The 17,180-nt window shown below is 54.5% G+C and carries 18 protein-coding genes and 1 pseudogene; 15 read left to right on the top strand and 4 right to left on the bottom strand.

The window, feature by feature from the left end; translation table 11 throughout:
* Positions 1 to 7: 7 nt before the first annotated feature.
* From JQ822_RS03645 to murJ, 3 genes are all read left to right on the top strand, one after another.
* Positions 8 to 658 carry a YceH family protein gene (locus JQ822_RS03645; protein ID WP_213132318.1) on the top strand — a complete coding sequence of 217 codons (651 nt, stop codon included), beginning with the start codon at positions 8 to 10 and terminating at the stop codon, positions 656 to 658.
* A 1-nt stretch (position 659) separates the two neighbouring features.
* Positions 660 to 1,583, top strand: coding sequence for a Gfo/Idh/MocA family protein (locus JQ822_RS03650; protein ID WP_213132319.1), 924 nt, complete (start codon positions 660 to 662; stop codon positions 1,581 to 1,583).
* A 122-nt stretch (positions 1,584 to 1,705) separates the two neighbouring features.
* Positions 1,706 to 3,241, top strand: a complete 1,536-nt coding sequence (gene murJ, locus JQ822_RS03655; protein ID WP_213132320.1) for a murein biosynthesis integral membrane protein MurJ — start codon at positions 1,706 to 1,708, stop codon at positions 3,239 to 3,241.
* 85 nt (positions 3,242 to 3,326) lie between these two features.
* On the opposite strand, the gene flgN is transcribed toward murJ, so the two are convergent.
* The 3 genes from flgN to flgA all read right to left on the bottom strand — a co-directional run bounded on the left by flgN (position 3,327) and on the right by flgA (position 4,799).
* Complete coding sequence (gene flgN, locus JQ822_RS03660; RefSeq protein WP_135322364.1) at positions 3,327 to 3,749, bottom strand: flagella biosynthesis chaperone FlgN; 423 nt, start codon at positions 3,747 to 3,749, stop codon at positions 3,327 to 3,329.
* Between the two features lie 3 nt (positions 3,750 to 3,752).
* Entirely contained in the window at positions 3,753 to 4,046 is a 294-nt protein-coding gene (flgM, locus tag JQ822_RS03665; protein WP_213132321.1) for a flagellar biosynthesis anti-sigma factor FlgM, read from the bottom strand.
* 93 nt (positions 4,047 to 4,139) lie between these two features.
* Positions 4,140 to 4,799, bottom strand: a complete 660-nt coding sequence (gene flgA / locus JQ822_RS03670; protein WP_213132322.1) for a flagellar basal body P-ring formation chaperone FlgA — start codon at positions 4,797 to 4,799, stop codon at positions 4,140 to 4,142.
* Positions 4,800 to 4,956: 157 nt separating this feature from the next.
* On the opposite strand from flgA, the gene flgB reads away from it, so the two are divergent.
* From flgB to flgL, 11 genes are all read left to right on the top strand, one after another.
* A complete protein-coding gene (gene flgB, locus JQ822_RS03675; protein WP_096757563.1) occupies positions 4,957 to 5,373 on the top strand; it encodes a flagellar basal body rod protein FlgB in 417 nt (138 codons plus the stop codon).
* Positions 5,374 to 5,376: 3 nt separating this feature from the next.
* Positions 5,377 to 5,781: a flagellar basal body rod protein FlgC gene (gene flgC / locus JQ822_RS03680; RefSeq protein ID WP_096757562.1), complete on the top strand. Its 405-nt coding sequence runs from the start codon at positions 5,377 to 5,379 to the stop codon at positions 5,779 to 5,781.
* 11 nt (positions 5,782 to 5,792) lie between these two features.
* The gene (flgD, locus tag JQ822_RS03685) at positions 5,793 to 6,491 is read left to right on the top strand and encodes a flagellar hook assembly protein FlgD (RefSeq protein ID WP_213132323.1); all 699 of its coding nucleotides are present in this window, start codon (positions 5,793 to 5,795) and stop codon (positions 6,489 to 6,491) included.
* A 26-nt stretch (positions 6,492 to 6,517) separates the two neighbouring features.
* Positions 6,518 to 7,774 (top strand): flagellar hook protein FlgE, encoded by a 1,257-nt coding sequence (gene flgE, locus JQ822_RS03690; protein ID WP_213132324.1) that lies wholly within the window; start codon positions 6,518 to 6,520, stop codon positions 7,772 to 7,774.
* Positions 7,775 to 7,794: 20 nt separating this feature from the next.
* Positions 7,795 to 8,550 carry a flagellar basal-body rod protein FlgF gene (flgF, locus tag JQ822_RS03695; protein WP_213132325.1) on the top strand — a complete coding sequence of 252 codons (756 nt, stop codon included), beginning with the start codon at positions 7,795 to 7,797 and terminating at the stop codon, positions 8,548 to 8,550.
* Positions 8,551 to 8,563: 13 nt separating this feature from the next.
* Positions 8,564 to 9,346: a flagellar basal-body rod protein FlgG gene (gene flgG, locus JQ822_RS03700; RefSeq protein ID WP_213132326.1), complete on the top strand. Its 783-nt coding sequence runs from the start codon at positions 8,564 to 8,566 to the stop codon at positions 9,344 to 9,346.
* A 57-nt stretch (positions 9,347 to 9,403) separates the two neighbouring features.
* Positions 9,404 to 10,102, top strand: a complete 699-nt coding sequence (locus JQ822_RS03705) for a flagellar basal body L-ring protein FlgH (protein ID WP_213132327.1) — start codon at positions 9,404 to 9,406, stop codon at positions 10,100 to 10,102.
* A 12-nt stretch (positions 10,103 to 10,114) separates the two neighbouring features.
* Positions 10,115 to 11,212 (top strand): flagellar basal body P-ring protein FlgI, encoded by a 1,098-nt coding sequence (locus tag JQ822_RS03710; protein WP_213132328.1) that lies wholly within the window; start codon positions 10,115 to 10,117, stop codon positions 11,210 to 11,212.
* Complete coding sequence (gene flgJ / locus JQ822_RS03715; RefSeq protein WP_213132329.1) at positions 11,212 to 12,162, top strand: flagellar assembly peptidoglycan hydrolase FlgJ; 951 nt, start codon at positions 11,212 to 11,214, stop codon at positions 12,160 to 12,162. The genes JQ822_RS03710 and flgJ overlap by 1 nt, the downstream gene beginning before the upstream one ends.
* A gap of 64 nt (positions 12,163 to 12,226) precedes the next feature.
* Positions 12,227 to 13,885 (top strand): flagellar hook-associated protein FlgK, encoded by a 1,659-nt coding sequence (flgK, locus tag JQ822_RS03720; RefSeq protein ID WP_213132330.1) that lies wholly within the window; start codon positions 12,227 to 12,229, stop codon positions 13,883 to 13,885.
* Between the two features lie 14 nt (positions 13,886 to 13,899).
* The gene (gene flgL, locus JQ822_RS03725; RefSeq protein WP_213132331.1) at positions 13,900 to 14,853 is read left to right on the top strand and encodes a flagellar hook-associated protein FlgL; all 954 of its coding nucleotides are present in this window, start codon (positions 13,900 to 13,902) and stop codon (positions 14,851 to 14,853) included.
* A 78-nt stretch (positions 14,854 to 14,931) separates the two neighbouring features.
* On the opposite strand, the gene JQ822_RS03730 is transcribed toward flgL, so the two are convergent.
* Complete coding sequence (locus JQ822_RS03730; protein WP_213132332.1) at positions 14,932 to 16,131, bottom strand: MFS transporter; 1,200 nt, start codon at positions 16,129 to 16,131, stop codon at positions 14,932 to 14,934.
* Between the two features lie 21 nt (positions 16,132 to 16,152).
* Between JQ822_RS03730 and JQ822_RS03735 the strand changes: the two are divergent.
* A pseudogene (locus JQ822_RS03735) lies at positions 16,153 to 17,177 on the top strand (LysR family transcriptional regulator).
* Positions 17,178 to 17,180: the final 3 nt, after the last annotated feature.

A 17,180-nucleotide genomic window follows, 5' to 3' on the forward strand; every position in this document is an offset into this window, starting at 1 on the left:
GAAGACGATGAAATACGAATTAACCACTACCGAAGCGCGCGTGATTGGCTGTTTGTTAGAAAAACAGGTCACCACCCCAGAACAATATCCGCTTTCCGTCAATGGCGTTGTGACCGCCTGTAATCAAAAAACAAATCGTGAGCCGGTGATGAACCTGTCTGAATCGGACGTGCAGGATCAGCTCGACAATCTGGTAAAACGCCATTTTTTGCGTACGGTGAGTGGGTTTGGTAATCGCGTCACCAAATACGAACAGCGCTTCTGCAATTCCGAGTTTGGCAATCTTAAGCTCAGCGCCGGTGAGGTGGCGATAGTCACCACGCTGTTACTGCGCGGAGCGCAGACGCCGGGTGAGCTGCGGAGTCGCGCATCCCGCATGTATGAATTCAGCGATGTGGCGGAAGTGGAATCGACGCTGGAACAACTGGCCACCCGCGAAGATGGCCCTTATGTGGTCCGTCTGGCGCGTGAACCGGGTAAACGCGAAAGCCGCTATATGCATCTGTTCTGTGGAGACGTCGATGAGACGGTTGCGACAGCAGCAGACGAGCCTCCGGTAGCATCCAGCGATTTGCTGGCACGCGTTGAGGCGCTGGAAAGCGAAGTGGCAGAGTTAAAGCAGCGGCTCGAATCATTGCTGGCGCATCTGGGAGAGTAATGTGAAAAAACTTCGTATTGGGGTCGTTGGTTTGGGCGGCATTGCGCAAAAGGCCTGGTTACCTGTGCTGGGGAGTTCCGCTGACTGGACGCTGCAAGGGGCATTTTCACCTTCGCGGGAAAAAGCGCAGCGAATCTGCGATACCTGGCGGATACCTTACGTTGACTCACTGGTGAATCTGGCGAAAACCTGCGATGCGGTATTCGTACACTCCAGTACCGCGACTCACTATGCGGTAGTCAGTGAACTACTGAATGCCGGGGTTCATGTGTGCGTGGATAAACCGCTGGCGGAAAACCTGCGCGATGCGGAGCAACTGGTTGAGCTGGCCGCGCGGAAAAAGCTGACGCTGATGGTGGGGTTTAACCGCCGGTTTGCGCCGCTGTATCGGGAGTTAAAGTCGCAGTTAAACCAGGCGGCCTCTATCCGCATGGATAAGCATCGTAGCGATAGCGTTGGACCACATGATTTGCGTTTTACGCTGCTGGACGACTATCTGCACGTGGTCGATACCGCATTGTGGCTGGCGGGAGGGAAGGTGCAGCTAAATGGCGGTACGCTGTTAACCAACGAGTCCGGGGCCATGCTTTATGCAGAACACCATTTCTCCGTCGATCAGTTACAGATAACGACCAGTATGCATCGCCGCGCGGGCAGTCAGCGGGAGAGCGTGCAGGCGGTCACCGACGGCGGGTTAATTGCCGTCACGGATATGCGCGAATGGCGTGAAGAGCGCGGCCATGGCGTGGTTTTGCAACCGATACCCGGCTGGCAAACGACGCTGGAGCAGCGAGGCTTTGCCGGATGTGCACGCCATTTTATTGAATGCGTGCAAAATCAGACTGTTCCTGAGACGGCAGGTGAGCAGGCGATTATGGCTCAGCGCGTGGTGGACAAGCTGTGGCGGGATGCGATGGCCGAATAACCCCCTGTAACATCTGGCGGTAGTAATTCAGCATAATCCAGGTACTATATGCCCACTCAAAATAACCCCTTATTCTGACAGCGAATGTGGGGTTTTGCCTCAGAGTCTGGAATACAACATAGATGAATTTATTAAAGTCGCTGGCAGCCGTCAGCTCGATGACGATGTTTTCACGCGTGCTGGGTTTTGCGCGTGATGCGATCGTCGCCAGAATCTTTGGCGCAGGGATGGCGACAGATGCCTTTTTTGTGGCGTTCAAACTTCCTAACCTGCTGCGCCGTATTTTTGCTGAAGGTGCTTTTTCTCAGGCGTTCGTGCCTATTCTTGCAGAGTACAAAAGTAAGCAGGGTGAAGATGCCACCCGCGTGTTTGTTTCCTACGTGTCAGGGCTACTGACGCTGGCGCTGGCCGTCGTGACGGTTGCCGGGATGCTCGCTGCGCCGTGGGTGATCATGGTTACCGCGCCAGGATTTGCCGATACCGCCGACAAATTTGCGCTGACCACTCAGCTGTTGCAGATAACCTTTCCTTATATCTTATTGATTTCGCTAGCCTCGCTGGCGGGTGCGATTCTTAACACCTGGAACCGCTTCTCCATTCCGGCGTTTGCGCCGACGTTTCTCAACATCAGCATGATCGGTTTTGCGCTGTTTGCCGCACCGTATTTTAACCCACCGGTGCTGGCGCTGGCGTGGGCCGTGACCGTTGGCGGTGTGCTGCAACTGGTGTACCAGCTGCCGCATTTAAAGAAAATCGGTATGCTGGTGCTGCCGCGCGTGAACTTCCGTGATGCCGGCGCGATGCGCGTGGTGAAGCAGATGGGCCCGGCGATCCTCGGCGTTTCTGTCAGCCAGATTTCCCTGATTATCAATACCATTTTTGCCTCGTTTCTGGCTTCCGGTTCGGTTTCATGGATGTACTATGCCGACCGTTTGATGGAGTTCCCGTCAGGCGTGTTGGGGGTGGCGCTGGGGACTATCCTGCTGCCCTCATTGTCGAAAAGTTTTTCCAGCGGTAATCATGATGAGTATTGCCGATTGATGGACTGGGGTCTGCGCCTGTGTTTCCTGCTGGCCTTACCTAGCGCGGTGGCGTTGGGGATTCTGGCAAAACCGCTAACGGTTTCGCTGTTCCAGTACGGTAAGTTTACCGCTTTTGATGCTTCCATGACCCAGCGTGCGCTGGTGGCGTATTCGGTCGGGCTGATTGGCCTGATTGTGGTGAAAGTACTGGCACCCGGTTTTTACTCACGTCAGGATATTAAAACGCCGGTGAAAATCGCCATCGTCACGCTGATTATGACCCAGGTGATGAACCTGGTGTTTATCGGGCCGTTGAAGCATGCCGGGCTGTCGCTGTCGATAGGTCTGGCGGCGTGTCTGAACGCTTCGCTGCTGTACTGGCAACTGCGCAAACAGAAAATTTTCACCCCTCAGCCGGGCTGGGCCTGGTTCCTGACGCGACTGGTGATCTCTGTACTGGTCATGTCAGCGGCGCTGGTGGGAATGCTCTGGATCATGCCTGAGTGGTCACTGGGGACGATGTTGTGGCGTCTGCTGCGGCTGATGGCGGTGGTGCTGGTCGGGATTACGGCCTACTTTGCCGCACTGGCCGTGTTGGGCTTTAAAGTGAAAGAATTTGTGCGCCGGACGGCGTAATGATCGGATTGCCGGATGGCGGCGTTGCGACGTATTCGGCCTACTGAATGTGTAGGCCATAACGCTGCGCGTCATCAGGCAATGACTAAATTGAGAATTTCTTTCCGCCGCGATGGGCTGAGGATGTCTGACCGTTAGCGCCATACAGGGTCGGTTCCTGGTGCGGTTTCAGCACCTCGAGCGCCTGTTGATTCCGCTCGATTTGCCCTTCCAACAGCCAACCATTATGCTGGTTGAGATCGCGTAAATGCTGCGTTTTAGTGGTAATCGTTTGCCAGCGTTGGGCAATATCATCATTGGCGCTGCGCGTCGCGTCGTGCTCAAGACGGCGCTGCTGCTCCAGGTAATCCAGGGTCGCCAGCAAAGAACTTTTTTCTTCTGTAATGCGCTGTAGCTGGCTACCGCTGATGTGGCCTGCGGACAGTTGCTGCTGCTCAGCATCCATCACTGTTTTCAGGTCATTCAGGACAGTCGTCATCTGATCAAGTATTTCTGACAAACGAGTCATACTTTATTTACTCTGTAAGTAGCTCTGTGCCTCGCGGATCAGCGAGTCGGCAATTTTTCCGGTATCCATTTTCAGCTCACCGTTACGGATTGCGGTTTTCAGTGCTTCGACGCGCTCCATATTGATGTCGTTGGTGCCAGGCTGCATCAGCTTGGCCTGCGCGTCGCTCAACATTACGCTGGTGCTGTTCGTCGTTGATATTTTTTCCTTGCGCGCTTTCTGGACCGCAGTGTCGCTGGTTTCGCGCGGCTGGACAGTGCTGACTGGCTTCAATGGTGAGGTACGATCAATGCTCATTTTTTTTATCCTCATCGAGGGGTTGCGCTATAGCGACCCGCTTTAATCATTGGTTGATTATCTATCGGCATCCGCTAAAAAATCTTTAACCTATTATAGGTTAATAAGAATATTCCCATCAGAATCGACGACGCCGCTTACTACCTGGCCGGAAAGCATCCGCACTCTGGCGTTTTGGGCAACCGCCGCATTGTTCAGCGCCTTGCCCTCCGCATTCACGCGAAAACCCTCGCCATTGGCGATAACCAGCACCCGCTGACCTGCTTTTATCCGCCATGCCTGACGCAGCATAGTGAGCTGTATCGGTTGACCCAATACCAGATCGCGTAGGCTCACCGCGTCCTGCACCTGGTTAATGTCCAGCACGGTGCGCGGCGGTAGTTGATCCAGTCGACCCCGTTTTAGCGTCACGCTGGCTGGATTAAGCGCGCTGCCCCGGGCAATGGGGGCGGCAGCAACAACGTAGTCGCCCGTAGCCTGCACGTTCACCTGCAGGTATCGCTTTTCATTGCCACATCTGGCCAGCACATTCACGTTGCCCCACATTTTCGCACTGCCAGACACACTTAACGCAGGCTGCTCGCAGCCAGGTAATAAATTAGGTGGCGTACGGATAGTGACGACGACCTCATCGCTAAACCCTGCCAGCCGCTGGAAAAACCATGCCGTCAGTTGTGAATTCAGGTCTTGCGCCAGCGTCAGGGGGCTGAACAGCAGTGCTACCACGGCTATTCCGCGTTTAAACGTTTGCATCAATACCTCTCGTTTTTTCAGGCAGTGGCTGGATTTTACCTGTGTGACGCAGTCATCAACGCAACAAATAGCGACGCATTTTGCGTTTATTCCAGCGATAACGCGCGCGTAATGGGATTTAAGCTGTCGGCTGAATTTTGTCATTTGCGGAGGAGATATGCTCGACAAGCTCGACGCCGCCTTACGTTTTCAACAGGAAGCGCTGAATCTACGCGCTCAACGCCAGGAAGTATTAGCGGCCAACATTGCCAACGCCGACACGCCGGGGTATCAGGCGCGCGACCTGGATTTCGCCAGTGAATTGAAAAAAGTCATGGTGCGTGGTCGGGAAGAAACCGGCGGTGTTTCGTTGACGTTGACCTCTGCACAACATATTCCGGCCCAGACACTTTCTGCACCCTCGACGGAGCTGCTTTACCGTATTCCAGACCAGCCGTCGCTGGATGGCAACACGGTGGATATGGACCGGGAGCGTACGCAGTTTGCGGATAATAGTCTGAAGTATCAAATGGGACTCACCGCATTGGGTGGACAAATAAAGGGCATGATGACCGTGCTGCAAGGAGGGAACTGATTCGTGGCGTTGTTAAATATTTTTGATATCGCAGGTTCTGCGCTGACCGCGCAATCCCAGCGTCTGAACGTGGCGGCCAGCAACATGGCGAATGCGGACAGCGTGACGGGACCTGACGGCCAACCGTACCGCGCAAAGCAGGTTGTTTTTCAGGTTAACGCCGCACCCGGTGCGGCAACCGGTGGCGTAAAAGTCGCTGACGTCATTGAAAGCCAGGCGCCAGATAAACTGGTTTATGAACCGGGTAATCCGCTGGCCGATGCGAATGGTTACGTAAAAATGCCCAATGTGGACGTGGTCGGGGAGATGGTCAACACCATGTCAGCCTCGCGTAGCTATCAGGCAAACGTCGAAGTGCTCAACACCGTGAAAAGCTTGATGCTTAAAACGCTGACACTGGGCCAGTAAAGGAGCCGTACATGTCAATTGCTGTAAAAATGAATGACCCGAGCAGTACGGGTGTTAATGCCACCAGTAATAAAAGTTCGCTGACGGGCAACAACGCCGCCGATCTGCAAAGCAGCTTTTTGACGCTGTTAGTCGCGCAGCTAAAAAACCAGGATCCGACCAATCCTATGCAAAATAACGAGCTTACCACCCAGCTGGCGCAAATTAGCACCGTAAGCGGGATTGAGAAGCTGAATACCACGCTGGGGTCGATCTCCGGGCAGATCGATAACAATCAGTCGCTGCAGGCCAGCACCCTGATTGGTCACGGCGTTATGATCCCAGGTACCACTATCCTGACCGGTAAAGGGACGGAAGAAGGGGCAACCACCACCACGACACCGTTTGGCGTTGAGCTGCAACAGGCTGCCGACAAGGTCACTGCGACTATTACCGACAAAGACGGCAAAGTGGTACGCACGATTGATATTGGTGAGCTGAAAGCGGGGGTTCATACCTTCACCTGGGACGGCACCATGACGGATGGCACGTCGGCACCGAGCGGTTCATACAATGTGGCGATATCCGCCAGCAATGGTGGCACACAGCTTGTGGCGCAGCCGCTTCAGTTTGCGTTGGTGCAGGGGGTTATTCGCAGCAACGGCGGTAATACGCTGGACCTTGGCACCTATGGAACCACCACCCTCGACGAAGTACGGCAGATCATCTAAGCCTTCACACTTATCAGGAGTAAGTCATGGCCTTTTCTCAAGCGGTCAGCGGTCTGAACGCTGCAGCGACCAACCTCGATGTCATTGGTAACAACATCGCCAACTCCGCGACCTACGGGTTTAAATCCGGTACCGCTTCCTTTGCGGATATGTTTGCCGGTTCTAAAGTAGGCCTGGGCGTTAAAGTAGCGGGTATTACCCAGGACTTTACCGATGGCACCACCACCAATACCGGGCGCGGCCTGGACGTTGCCATCAGCCAGAACGGTTTTTTCCGTATGGTCGACAGCAACGGTTCTGTTTTCTACAGCCGTAACGGTCAGTTCAAGCTCGATGAAAACCGCAATATCGTCAATATGCAGGGTTTGCAGCTGACGGGCTATCCGGCAACCGGTACGCCGCCGACGGTACAGCAGGGCGCGAATCCGGCACCGATTACCATTCCCAATACGCTGATGGCGGCAAAAACCACCACCACCGCGTCGATGCAGATCAACCTGAACTCGACCGATAAGGTGCCAACGAAGACGCCATTTAGCGCAAGTGATGCGGACACCTACAACAAAAAAGGCACCGTGACCGTTTTCGATAGTCAGGGTAACGCCCATGACATGAATATTTTTTATGTCAAAAATGCGCAGAGTAACACCTGGGAAGTTCACACCCAGGATGCTTCGACCGGAGACGCTGCAAAATCTGCAGGGTTTATGCGTTTTAATGAGAATGGTGTGTTTTTAGGTATGAGCGCCACGGCCACCGAGGCGGTACCGACTCCTCCTGCACCAGCGTGGCCAACGAATATCGCGATTCAAACCGGTATGATTAATGGCGCAGACACCGCAAATTTCTCTCTGAGCTTCCTCAACTCCATGCAGCAGAACACCGGTGCTAACAACATCGTTGCCACTAACCAGAACGGTTACAAACCGGGCGATCTGGTGAGCTACCAGATTAACGATGACGGCACCGTGGTCGGTAACTACTCCAACGAACAGAAGCAAATTCTGGGGCAGATCGTGCTGGCTAACTTCGCCAACAACGAAGGACTGGCTTCTCAGGGTGACAACGTCTGGGCCGCGACTCAGTCCTCCGGCGTCGCACTGCTGGGCACCGCAGGCACCGGTAACTTCGGCACGCTGACCAACGGCGCACTGGAAGCATCAAACGTGGATTTGAGTAAAGAACTGGTGAACATGATCGTCGCCCAGCGTAACTATCAGTCGAACGCGCAGACCATCAAAACCCAGGATCAGATCCTCAACACGCTGGTCAACCTGCGCTAAGCGCCTGACGGGATGGCTTAATGGATCACGCAATTTATACCGCCATGGGCGCGGCCAGTCAGACGCTGAATCAACAGGCGGTGACGGCCAGCAACCTGGCAAACGCCTCAACGCCGGGCTTCCGGGCGCAGCTTAATGCGCTGCGTGCGGTGCCGGTTGAAGGACTCTCTTTACCGACGCGTACGCTGGTGGTGGCTTCCACGCCGGGGGCAGATATGACGCCGGGCCAGATGGACTACACCTCCCGTCCGCTGGATGTTGCATTACAGCAGGATGGCTGGCTGGCAGTGCAGACCGCTGACGGCAGCGAAGGGTATACCCGCAATGGCGCTATTCAGGTAAGCCCAACCGGGGAACTGACGATTCAGGGGCATCCGGTGATTGGTGAAGCTGGACCGATTGCGGTACCGGAAGGTTCAGAAATCACCATCGCCGCCGACGGGACAATTTCTGCGCTGAATCCCGGCGATCCGGCGAACACGGTCGCGCCTGTCGGGCGTCTGAAGCTGGTCAAGGCGACGGGGAGTGAAGTGCAGCGTGGCGATGACGGTATGTTCCGTCTGAGCGCGGCGGCACAGGCGACTCGTGGTCCGACATTACAGGCCGATCCCAGCATCCGCGTGATGTCGGGGGTGCTGGAAGGCAGTAACGTCAAGCCAGTTGCCGCGATGAGCGACATGATCGCCAGCGCCCGCCGCTTCGAAATGCAGATGAAGATTATCAGTAGCGTGGATGATAACGCAGGTCGCGCCAACCAACTGCTGTCGATGAGTTAACACAGGACATTTTATGATCAGTTCATTATGGATCGCCAAAACCGGCCTGGATGCGCAGCAAACCAACATGGATGTGATTGCCAACAACCTGGCAAACGTCAGCACTAATGGTTTCAAGCGTCAGCGTGCGGTATTTGAAGATCTGCTGTACCAGACTATCCGCCAGCCTGGCGCGCAGTCTTCTGAACAGACCGTATTGCCTTCAGGTCTGCAAATCGGTACCGGTGTGCGCCCGGTAGCGACCGAGCGTTTACACAGCCAGGGCAACCTGTCGCAAACGAACAATACCAAAGATGTGGCGATTAAAGGCCAGGGCTTTTTCCAGGTCATGCTGCCGGATGGGACGTCAGCCTATACGCGTGACGGTTCTTTCCAGGTGGATCAGAACGGTCAACTGGTGACGGCGGGCGGTTTTCAGGTTCAGCCGGCGATCACCATTCCGGCGAATTCGCTCAGTATCACTATTGGGCGTGACGGTATCGTCAGCGTAACCCAGCAGGGACAGGCTGCGCCGGTACAGGTAGGCCAGCTCAACCTGACCACCTTTATGAACGATACCGGCCTGGAAAGCATTGGTGAGAACCTGTACACCGAGACGCAATCCTCAGGTGCGCCGAATGAGAGCACGCCGGGGCTTAACGGCGCGGGTCTGCTGTATCAGGGCTATGTTGAAACCTCTAACGTCAACGTGGCGGAAGAGCTGGTGAATATGATCCAGGTTCAGCGTGCTTACGAAATCAACAGCAAAGCGGTGTCGACCACCGATCAGATGCTGCAAAAACTGACGCAACTCTAACGTGTTGTCCGGTGGGGTGAAAGCCTCACCGGCACACTGATGTAGAAGATGAAGGCAATGCGAAAATACGCGCTTCACCCATACCCGATTACGGCCCTGCTGGTGGTTTCACTGACAGGATGTGCCTGGATCCCGGCCACGCCTCTGGTGCAGGGCGCGACCTCTGCTCAGCCGGTACCCGGCCCAGCGCCGGTGGCGAATGGATCAATATTTCAGTCGGCTCAGCCTGTTAACTATGGCTATCAGCCGCTATTTGAAGACCGCCGTCCGCGCAATATTGGCGATACGCTGACTATCGTATTGCAGGAAAACGTCAGTGCGAGCAAAAGCTCCTCGGCTAATGCCAGCCGTGATGGCAAGACGAACTTTGGTTTTGATACCGTACCGCGCTATCTGCAAGGGCTGTTTGGTAACGAACGTGCCGATGTGGAGGCCTCCGGCGGGAACTCCTTCAATGGCAAAGGTGGCGCGAATGCCCGTAACACCTTTAGCGGTACGCTGACCGTGACCGTCGATCAGGTACTGGTCAATGGCAATTTACACGTTGTGGGTGAAAAGCAGATCGCCATTAATCAGGGCACTGAATTTATCCGCTTCTCCGGGGTGGTTAACCCGCGCACCATCAGTGGCAGTAACTCTGTTCCGTCAACCCAGGTTGCGGATGCGCGTATCGAGTATGTCGGTAACGGCTATATCAACGAAGCGCAGAATATGGGCTGGTTGCAGCGTTTCTTCCTTAATTTGTCGCCGATGTAAGCGAGGTCTTCAGTGCTTAAAACTCTTGTTGCAATGGTCCTGCTGTTGGCAACCTCACTGGCTCATGCCGATCGTATTCGCGATCTGACCAGCGTTCAGGGCGTGCGTGAAAACTCGCTGATTGGCTACGGGCTGGTGGTGGGACTGGACGGTACGGGTGATCAGACAACCCAGACGCCGTTCACCACCCAAACGCTCAATAACATGCTTTCTCAACTGGGGATCACCGTGCCGACCGGCACCAATATGCAGTTGAAAAACGTGGCGGCAGTAATGGTCACGGCATCTTTCCCGGCGTTTGGACGCCAGGGACAAACCATTGATGTCGTGGTCTCTTCAATGGGTAATGCCAAAAGCCTGCGCGGCGGGACGCTGCTGATGACTCCACTGAAAGGGGTCGATAGCCAGGTGTATGCGCTGGCACAGGGTAATATTTTAGTCGGTGGCGCGGGTGCGGCGGCGGGGGGCAGTAGCGTGCAGGTGAACCAGCTCAACGGTGGACGTATCACCAACGGGGCCACCATTGAACGCGAGTTACCCAGCCAGTTTGGTGGGGGTAACAGCATCAACCTGCAGCTGAATAATGAAGATTTCACCATGGCGCAGCAGATAACCGACACCATCAACCGCTCGCGTGGTTTTGGCAGCGCAACGGCGCTGGATGCGCGCACGATTCAGGTGCGTGTGCCAAGCGGCAATAGTTCGCAGGTGCGCTTCCTCGCCGATATCCAGAATATGGAAGTAAACGTGACGCCGCAGGATGCGAAAGTGATTATCAACTCACGTACCGGGTCCGTTGTCATGAACCGCGAAGTCACGCTGGACAGCTGTGCCGTTGCCCAGGGCAATCTGTCGATTACGGTGAATCGCCAGGCCAACGTCAGCCAGCCGGATACACCGTTTGGTGGTGGGCAAACCGTGGTGACGCCACAAACCCAGATCGATATGCGCCAAAGCGGCGGCTCGTTGCAGAGCGTGCGCTCCAGCGCCAATTTGAACAACGTGGTTCGCGCACTCAATGCCCTCGGTGCCACGCCAATGGATTTGATGTCAATCCTGCAATCAATGCAAAGCGCGGGCTGTTTACGCGCCAAACTGGAAATCATCTGATGATTGGTGACAGCAAACTGCTGACCAGCGCCGCCTGGGATGCACAATCGCTGAATGAACTGAAAGCGAAGGCGGGTCAGGATCCGGCGGCAAATATCCGTCCGGTCGCCCGCCAGGTTGAAGGGATGTTCGTGCAGATGATGCTGAAAAGTATGCGTGAAGCGCTGCCAAAAGACGGGGTCTTTAGCAGCGACTCGACGCGCTTATACACCAGTATGTATGACCAGCAGATAGCTCAGCAGATGACGGCAGGCAAAGGCCTCGGGCTGGCAGAAATGATGGTTAAGCAGATGACCGAAGGGCAGGCGGCGCCTGCGGATGACGCGCCGCAGGTGCCGATGAAGTTTTCACTGGAAACGGTGACCAGCTATCAAAATCAGGCGCTGACGCAGATGGTGCGTAAAGCGTTACCGAAAGCAACGGAAAGCAATGATGAGCCGCTGTCGGGCGACAGTAAGGACTTCCTCGCTCAACTCTCGCTGCCGGCAAAACTGGCGAGTCAGCAAAGTGGGGTGCCGCATCATCTTATTCTGGCGCAGGCAGCGCTGGAATCCGGATGGGGGCAGCGACAAATCCGCCGTGAGAACGGTGAGCCGAGCTTCAACATTTTTGGCGTGAAGGCCACTGGAAGCTGGAAAGGGCCAACCACCGAAATCACCACCACCGAATATGAAAACGGTGAGGCGAAAAAGGTAAAAGCCAGATTCCGTGTCTATAGCTCTTACCTTGAAGCGCTGTCGGATTATGTCGGGCTGATATCGCGTAATCCGCGCTACGCCGCAGTCACCGGTGCGGCTACCGCGGAGCAGGGTGCACAGGCACTACAGAATGCAGGCTATGCCACCGACCCTCACTATGCGCGTAAATTAACCACGATGATCCAGCAGCTGAAGTCGATGAGCGAGAAAGTGAGCAAAACCTACAGCAGCAATCTCGACAATCTGTTTTAAATAGCTCAAGTCTACCCACCCGCTGCCGATAATAACGAGTATTGAAGGATTACAAGGAACCTCCATGTCCAGCTTGATTAACAACGCCATGAGTGGTCTTAGCGCAGCGCAGGCCGCGTTGAATACTGCCAGTAATAACATCTCCAGCTATAACGTGGCCGGGTATACCCGACAGACGACCATTATGGCGCAAGCGAACAGCACGCTGGGTGCGGGGGGCTGGGTTGGCAATGGCGTCTATGTTTCTGGCGTGCAGCGTGAGTATGACTCATTCATCACAAATCAGTTACGTGCAGCGCAGAACCAGAGCAGTGGCCTGACTACGCGTTATGAGCAAATGTCGAAAATCGATAATCTGCTCTCCAGCAAAACCAGTTCTATCTCTACCTCGATGCAGGGCTTTTTCACCAGCCTGCAGACGCTGGTCAGTAACGCGGAAGACCCGGCGGCGCGTCAGGCGCTGATCGGCAAAGCGGATGGTTTAGTCAACCAGTTTAAAACCACCGATCAGTATCTGCGCGATCAGGATAAGCAGGTTAACACCGCGATTTCCGCAAGCGTTGACCAGATCAACAACTACTCGAAGCAAATTGCCAGTCTCAATGACCAAATCTCTCGGCTGACCGGCGTCGGAGCGGGGGCTTCGCCTAACGATCTGCTGGATCAGCGTGACCAGTTGGTGAGCGAGCTGAACACGATTGTCGGCGTCGAGGTTAGCGTTCAGGATGGCGGCACCTACAACGTCACCATGGCGAATGGCTATTCTCTGGTGCAGGGCAGCAACGCGCGTCAGCTTGCGGCAGTACCGTCCAGCGCCGATCCAAGCCGGACCACCGTGGCGTATGTTGATGGGGTTGCCGGTAATATTGAAATCCCGGAAAAACTGCTGAATACCGGTTCACTGGGCGGATTGTTGACTTTCCGGTCTCAGGAGCTGGATCAGACACGTAATACCCTCGGACAGTTGGCGCTTGCGTTTGCCGACGCGTTTAACACCCAGCATAAAGAAGGTTTTGATGCCAACGGCGATCAGGGCAAAGACTTCTTTGCTATCGGCAGCCCGTCCGTGCTCAGTAATGCCAAAAATACGGGAACTGGATCGTTAACAGCAAAAGTCACTGACGGTTCTGCTGTACAGGCTACAGATTATAAAATTGCTTTTGATGGCACAGACTGGCAGGTTACCCGCCTTGCAGACAATACCAGTTTTAAGGCTACCGTCACTGGTGGAAAAATGTCTTTTGACGGGATGGAAATCACAGTAGGTGCCGGTGCGAAAGCGAACGATAGCTTTATTCTGAAACCCGTGAGTAATGCCATCGTTGATATGAAAGTCATGGTGACCGACGAGTCGAAAATCGCCATGGCTGAAGTGTCCAAAAACGACCTTGATCCGAATGTTGATAAAGGTAAGAGCGATAACCGCAACGGTCAGAAACTGCTGGATTTGCAGACCAAGGCCACGGTCGGGAATAAAACCTTTAACGACGCCTACGCCACGCTGGTGAGCGATGTGGGGAACAAAACCGCGACGCTGAAAACCAGCGCCACCACCCAGAACAACGTGGTGACACAGCTTTATAAGCAGCAGCAGTCTATTTCCGGGGTTAACCTCGACGAAGAGTACGGTAATTTACAGCGCTATCAGCAGTACTACCTGGCTAATGCGCAAGTGCTGCAAACCGCGAATGCGCTGTTTGATGCACTGATTAATATTCGATAAGGGAGAGGGACACAATGCGTATCAGCACCCAGATGATGTACCAGCAGAATATGCGCGGCATCACTAACTCTCAGGCTGAATGGATGAAGTTTGGTGAGCAAATGTCGACGGGCAAGCGGGTGATCAACCCGTCTGACGATCCGATTGCTGCGTCACAGGCTGTCGTACTGTCTCAGGCTCAGGCACAAAACAGCCAATATACGCTGGCGCGCACGTTTGCGACGCAGAAAGTGTCGCTGGAAGAGAACGTATTAGGACGGGCAACGACGGCGATTACCACTGCTCAGGAAAAGATCGTCAGCGCCGGGAACGGTACGTTAAGTGACGATAACCGGGCATCCTTAGCCAAGGATTTAGAGGGGATCCGTGACCAGCTAATGAATCTGGCAAACAGTACCGACGGCAATGGTCGCTATATTTTTGGCGGATACAAAACAGAGTCCGCGCCGTTTGCGCAGACAGATGGTGCCTACAGTGGCGGCACAACAAATGTAACCCAGCAGGTGGATGCAGCCCGTTCGATGGTGATTGGCCACACCGGGGACAAAATTTTTAATTCCATAACCAGTAATGCTGTTCCTGAACCTGACGGGAGCAAGTCAGAAACGAATTTATTTGTCATGCTGGATACCGCCATTGACGCATTAAAAACGCCAATTGAAGGCAATGATGCAGAAAAAGCAAAGGCCGCAGCTGCGATTGATAAAACCAGCCGGGGCCTGAAGAACTCGCTCAATAACGTTCTGTCTGTGCGGGCTGAATTAGGCACGCAGCTCAGTGAACTGAGTTCACTGGATTCGCTGGGGGCCGATCGTGCGTTAGGGCAAACTCAGCAGATGAGTGACCTGGTGGACGTGGACTGGAATGCGGCAATTTCGTCCTACGTGATGCAGCAAGCTGCGCTACAAGCATCCTATAAAGCGTTTACTGATATGCAGGGAATGTCGTTGTTCCAGCTAAATCGCTAACGCCTGTTTTTGAAACATATCATGAAACTGGATATGTTTGTCTGCCCGCTCCACTTACACCCCGGAGCGGGCATTTTTTTAGGCCGTTGTTGTCCGATTTGCCGCCGGGTGACCTGTTAGCCTTATCACTAGCGCAATCGCGCCGCTGACGGTCGCCAGCCCGACAACCCCTTCCCAGTTCGCCAGAGTGTATACCTGACTTCCGAGGATTGAACCCAGCGCCATGCCGATGAACACCAGGGTAAACAGCAGGGCGTTCAGGCGACCCCGGGCCTGAGGCTCCAGGTTATAGACCAGATTTTGATGGGCCACCAGGCTGGATTGCAGGCCAAGATCAAAGCCGACCGCTGAAAATGCAATCAGCAACCACTGTCCCTGTACCGGCAGAGCGGGCAGTAAGAACATCAGCGCGAATGAAAGCGTCACTAACAATGCGCCCAGTTGAGTCACTTTTTCGCTACCCACCCTGTCCGCAAGATACCCTGCTAGCGGTGCTGCAAACGCTCCCGCAGCCCCGGCGATGCCAAAAGCACCGGCCACTGCGCTGCCCATGTGATAGTGCTCAGATAACATCACCGCCAATGTTGACCAGAAGGCGCTGAAGGCAATTGACAGGAATCCCTGAGCCAGCGCCGCCTGGCGCAGCGCAGGATAACGTTGCCAGAGTTTAGCCATTGAGATCATTAATGATGGATAGCTCAGCGTGGAATGGGTCGCAAAGCGAGGCAGCATTTTCCACATTACGGTGGTAATCATGGCAATACTGACGGCGGCGAGTTGATACATTTCTCGCCAGCCAAACGCTTCGCCCACCAGGCCGCTGACGGTGCGTGAAAGTAAAATTCCCAGTAACAGGCCGGTCATCACCGTTCCCACCGTTTTTCCCTGTTTGCCCGCAGGTGCAAGAATGGCCGCTGCGGGAACGATGTCCTGCGCCATGGTTGCCGCTACCCCTATCAACAGGCTAATTATCAGCAGTGAATGCAGTTGTCCACTAAAGCTACAGGCCAGAAGCAGCGCAGCAAGTAATACGCTCTTCAGCAGGATGAGCGTCCGGCGGTCATAGCGGTCGCCGAGCGGCAAGAGAAACAAAATCCCCAGCGCGTACCCCGCCTGGGTGAACGTCGGCACCAGCCCCATACCGGTGAGGCTTAAAGTCAAATCCTGGCCGATCAATGGCAGAAGTGGCTGGGCATAGTAGATAGCCGCCACGCTGAATCCAGCGCCTGACGCCAGAACAAATATGATCCAACGGGAAAATGCAGTAGATGTGTTCACAAATGATTCCTCAATCACAGGATGTGCGGCTATTTTTATCCTTCAGTGAGTGGTGCGGTAGCGAGCGCAGTGGTAAAACAGTTATACGTAATACGTATGAAGAAATTGAGAATGATTAAAAATGAACGTATAGACAGGGTGGAACTCATGCGCACATTTGTGCGCATCGTTGAGGCAGGCTCGCTTTCAGCAGCGGCAAAACAGATGGGACAACTCAGGCTACCGTCAGTCGGCGGTTGCAATCCCTGGAAACACTGCTGGGTGTAAAACTGATTTTACGCACCACCCATGCGATGAAACTGACCGATGACGGCGAACGAGGATATCAGCATGCTAAGCATATTATCGACGCCTGGCTGGCACTGGAAGATGGGCTGAATGTCACGGAGGATGAACCGGTTGGCACGCTGCGGGTGCGGGCGCCACATGCGTTTGGTCAGCAACAACTGCTCGAACCGTTGCTGCAATTTCTTGCCCGCTATCCACAGTTATCGGTGGAGTGGATGCTCAATGACAAAACCGTCGATTTTCTTAGCGACAATATTGACTGTGCGATCCGGGTTGGCGCAGAAGTCGATCCGGCAACGGTCTCTGTGCTACTGGCCGAGGTCCCCCGTAGCCTGGTGATCAGTCCGGCATTACTGGCGCAATATGACGACATTACGTATCCCGAGCAGTTATCAACGTTACCGTGGATTGCTGTAAACACGTTTTATCAGCACAGCATTTCCCTAACCGAACGGCAGCGTAGCCATTCTGTCACGGTAGATATTTCGCCCCGATTAAGCACGGACAGCATTTATGTCGCCAGAAATGCAGCCCTGGCGGGACTGGGAGTGACTATTGTGTCAAGCTGGATGGTCGAGGAAGATATTGCCAACGAACGACTGGTTGCGCTGCTACCCGAATGGCATGCGGCGTCGTTGCCTGTGCATCTGGTCTATCCCTGGGCGCGTTACTATCCGACCCGATTACGCAAATTTTTAGCCTTAATGAAGGATGTTATGCCGCAGCTAACGGGGATGAAACGCGTAGAACCGATATAAAAA

This window comes from Citrobacter sp. FP75, assembly GCF_018342065.1.
Taxonomy (GTDB): Bacteria; Pseudomonadota; Gammaproteobacteria; order Enterobacterales; family Enterobacteriaceae; genus Citrobacter.

Bases quoted from the DNA above. Each gene is read 5' to 3' on its own strand.
- JQ822_RS03705 (WP_213132327.1), top strand. From the start codon at position 9,404: ATGCGAAAATACGCGCTTCACCCATACCCGATTACGGCCCTGCTGGTG.
- flgA (WP_213132322.1), bottom strand. From the start codon at position 4,799: ATGCAAACGTTTAAACGCGGAATAGCCGTGGTAGCACTGCTGTTCAGC.
- flgN (WP_135322364.1), bottom strand. From the start codon at position 3,749: ATGACTCGTTTGTCAGAAATACTTGATCAGATGACGACTGTCCTGAAT.
- flgG (WP_213132326.1), top strand. From the start codon at position 8,564: ATGATCAGTTCATTATGGATCGCCAAAACCGGCCTGGATGCGCAGCAA.
- flgD (WP_213132323.1), top strand. From the start codon at position 5,793: ATGTCAATTGCTGTAAAAATGAATGACCCGAGCAGTACGGGTGTTAAT.
- flgF (WP_213132325.1), top strand. From the start codon at position 7,795: ATGGATCACGCAATTTATACCGCCATGGGCGCGGCCAGTCAGACGCTG.
- flgB (WP_096757563.1), top strand. From the start codon at position 4,957: ATGCTCGACAAGCTCGACGCCGCCTTACGTTTTCAACAGGAAGCGCTG.
- flgL (WP_213132331.1), top strand. From the start codon at position 13,900: ATGCGTATCAGCACCCAGATGATGTACCAGCAGAATATGCGCGGCATC.
- JQ822_RS03645 (WP_213132318.1), top strand. From the start codon at position 8: ATGAAATACGAATTAACCACTACCGAAGCGCGCGTGATTGGCTGTTTG.
- murJ (WP_213132320.1), top strand. From the start codon at position 1,706: ATGAATTTATTAAAGTCGCTGGCAGCCGTCAGCTCGATGACGATGTTT.
- flgK (WP_213132330.1), top strand. From the start codon at position 12,227: ATGTCCAGCTTGATTAACAACGCCATGAGTGGTCTTAGCGCAGCGCAG.
- flgE (WP_213132324.1), top strand. From the start codon at position 6,518: ATGGCCTTTTCTCAAGCGGTCAGCGGTCTGAACGCTGCAGCGACCAAC.
- flgJ (WP_213132329.1), top strand. From the start codon at position 11,212: ATGATTGGTGACAGCAAACTGCTGACCAGCGCCGCCTGGGATGCACAA.
- flgM (WP_213132321.1), bottom strand. From the start codon at position 4,046: ATGAGCATTGATCGTACCTCACCATTGAAGCCAGTCAGCACTGTCCAG.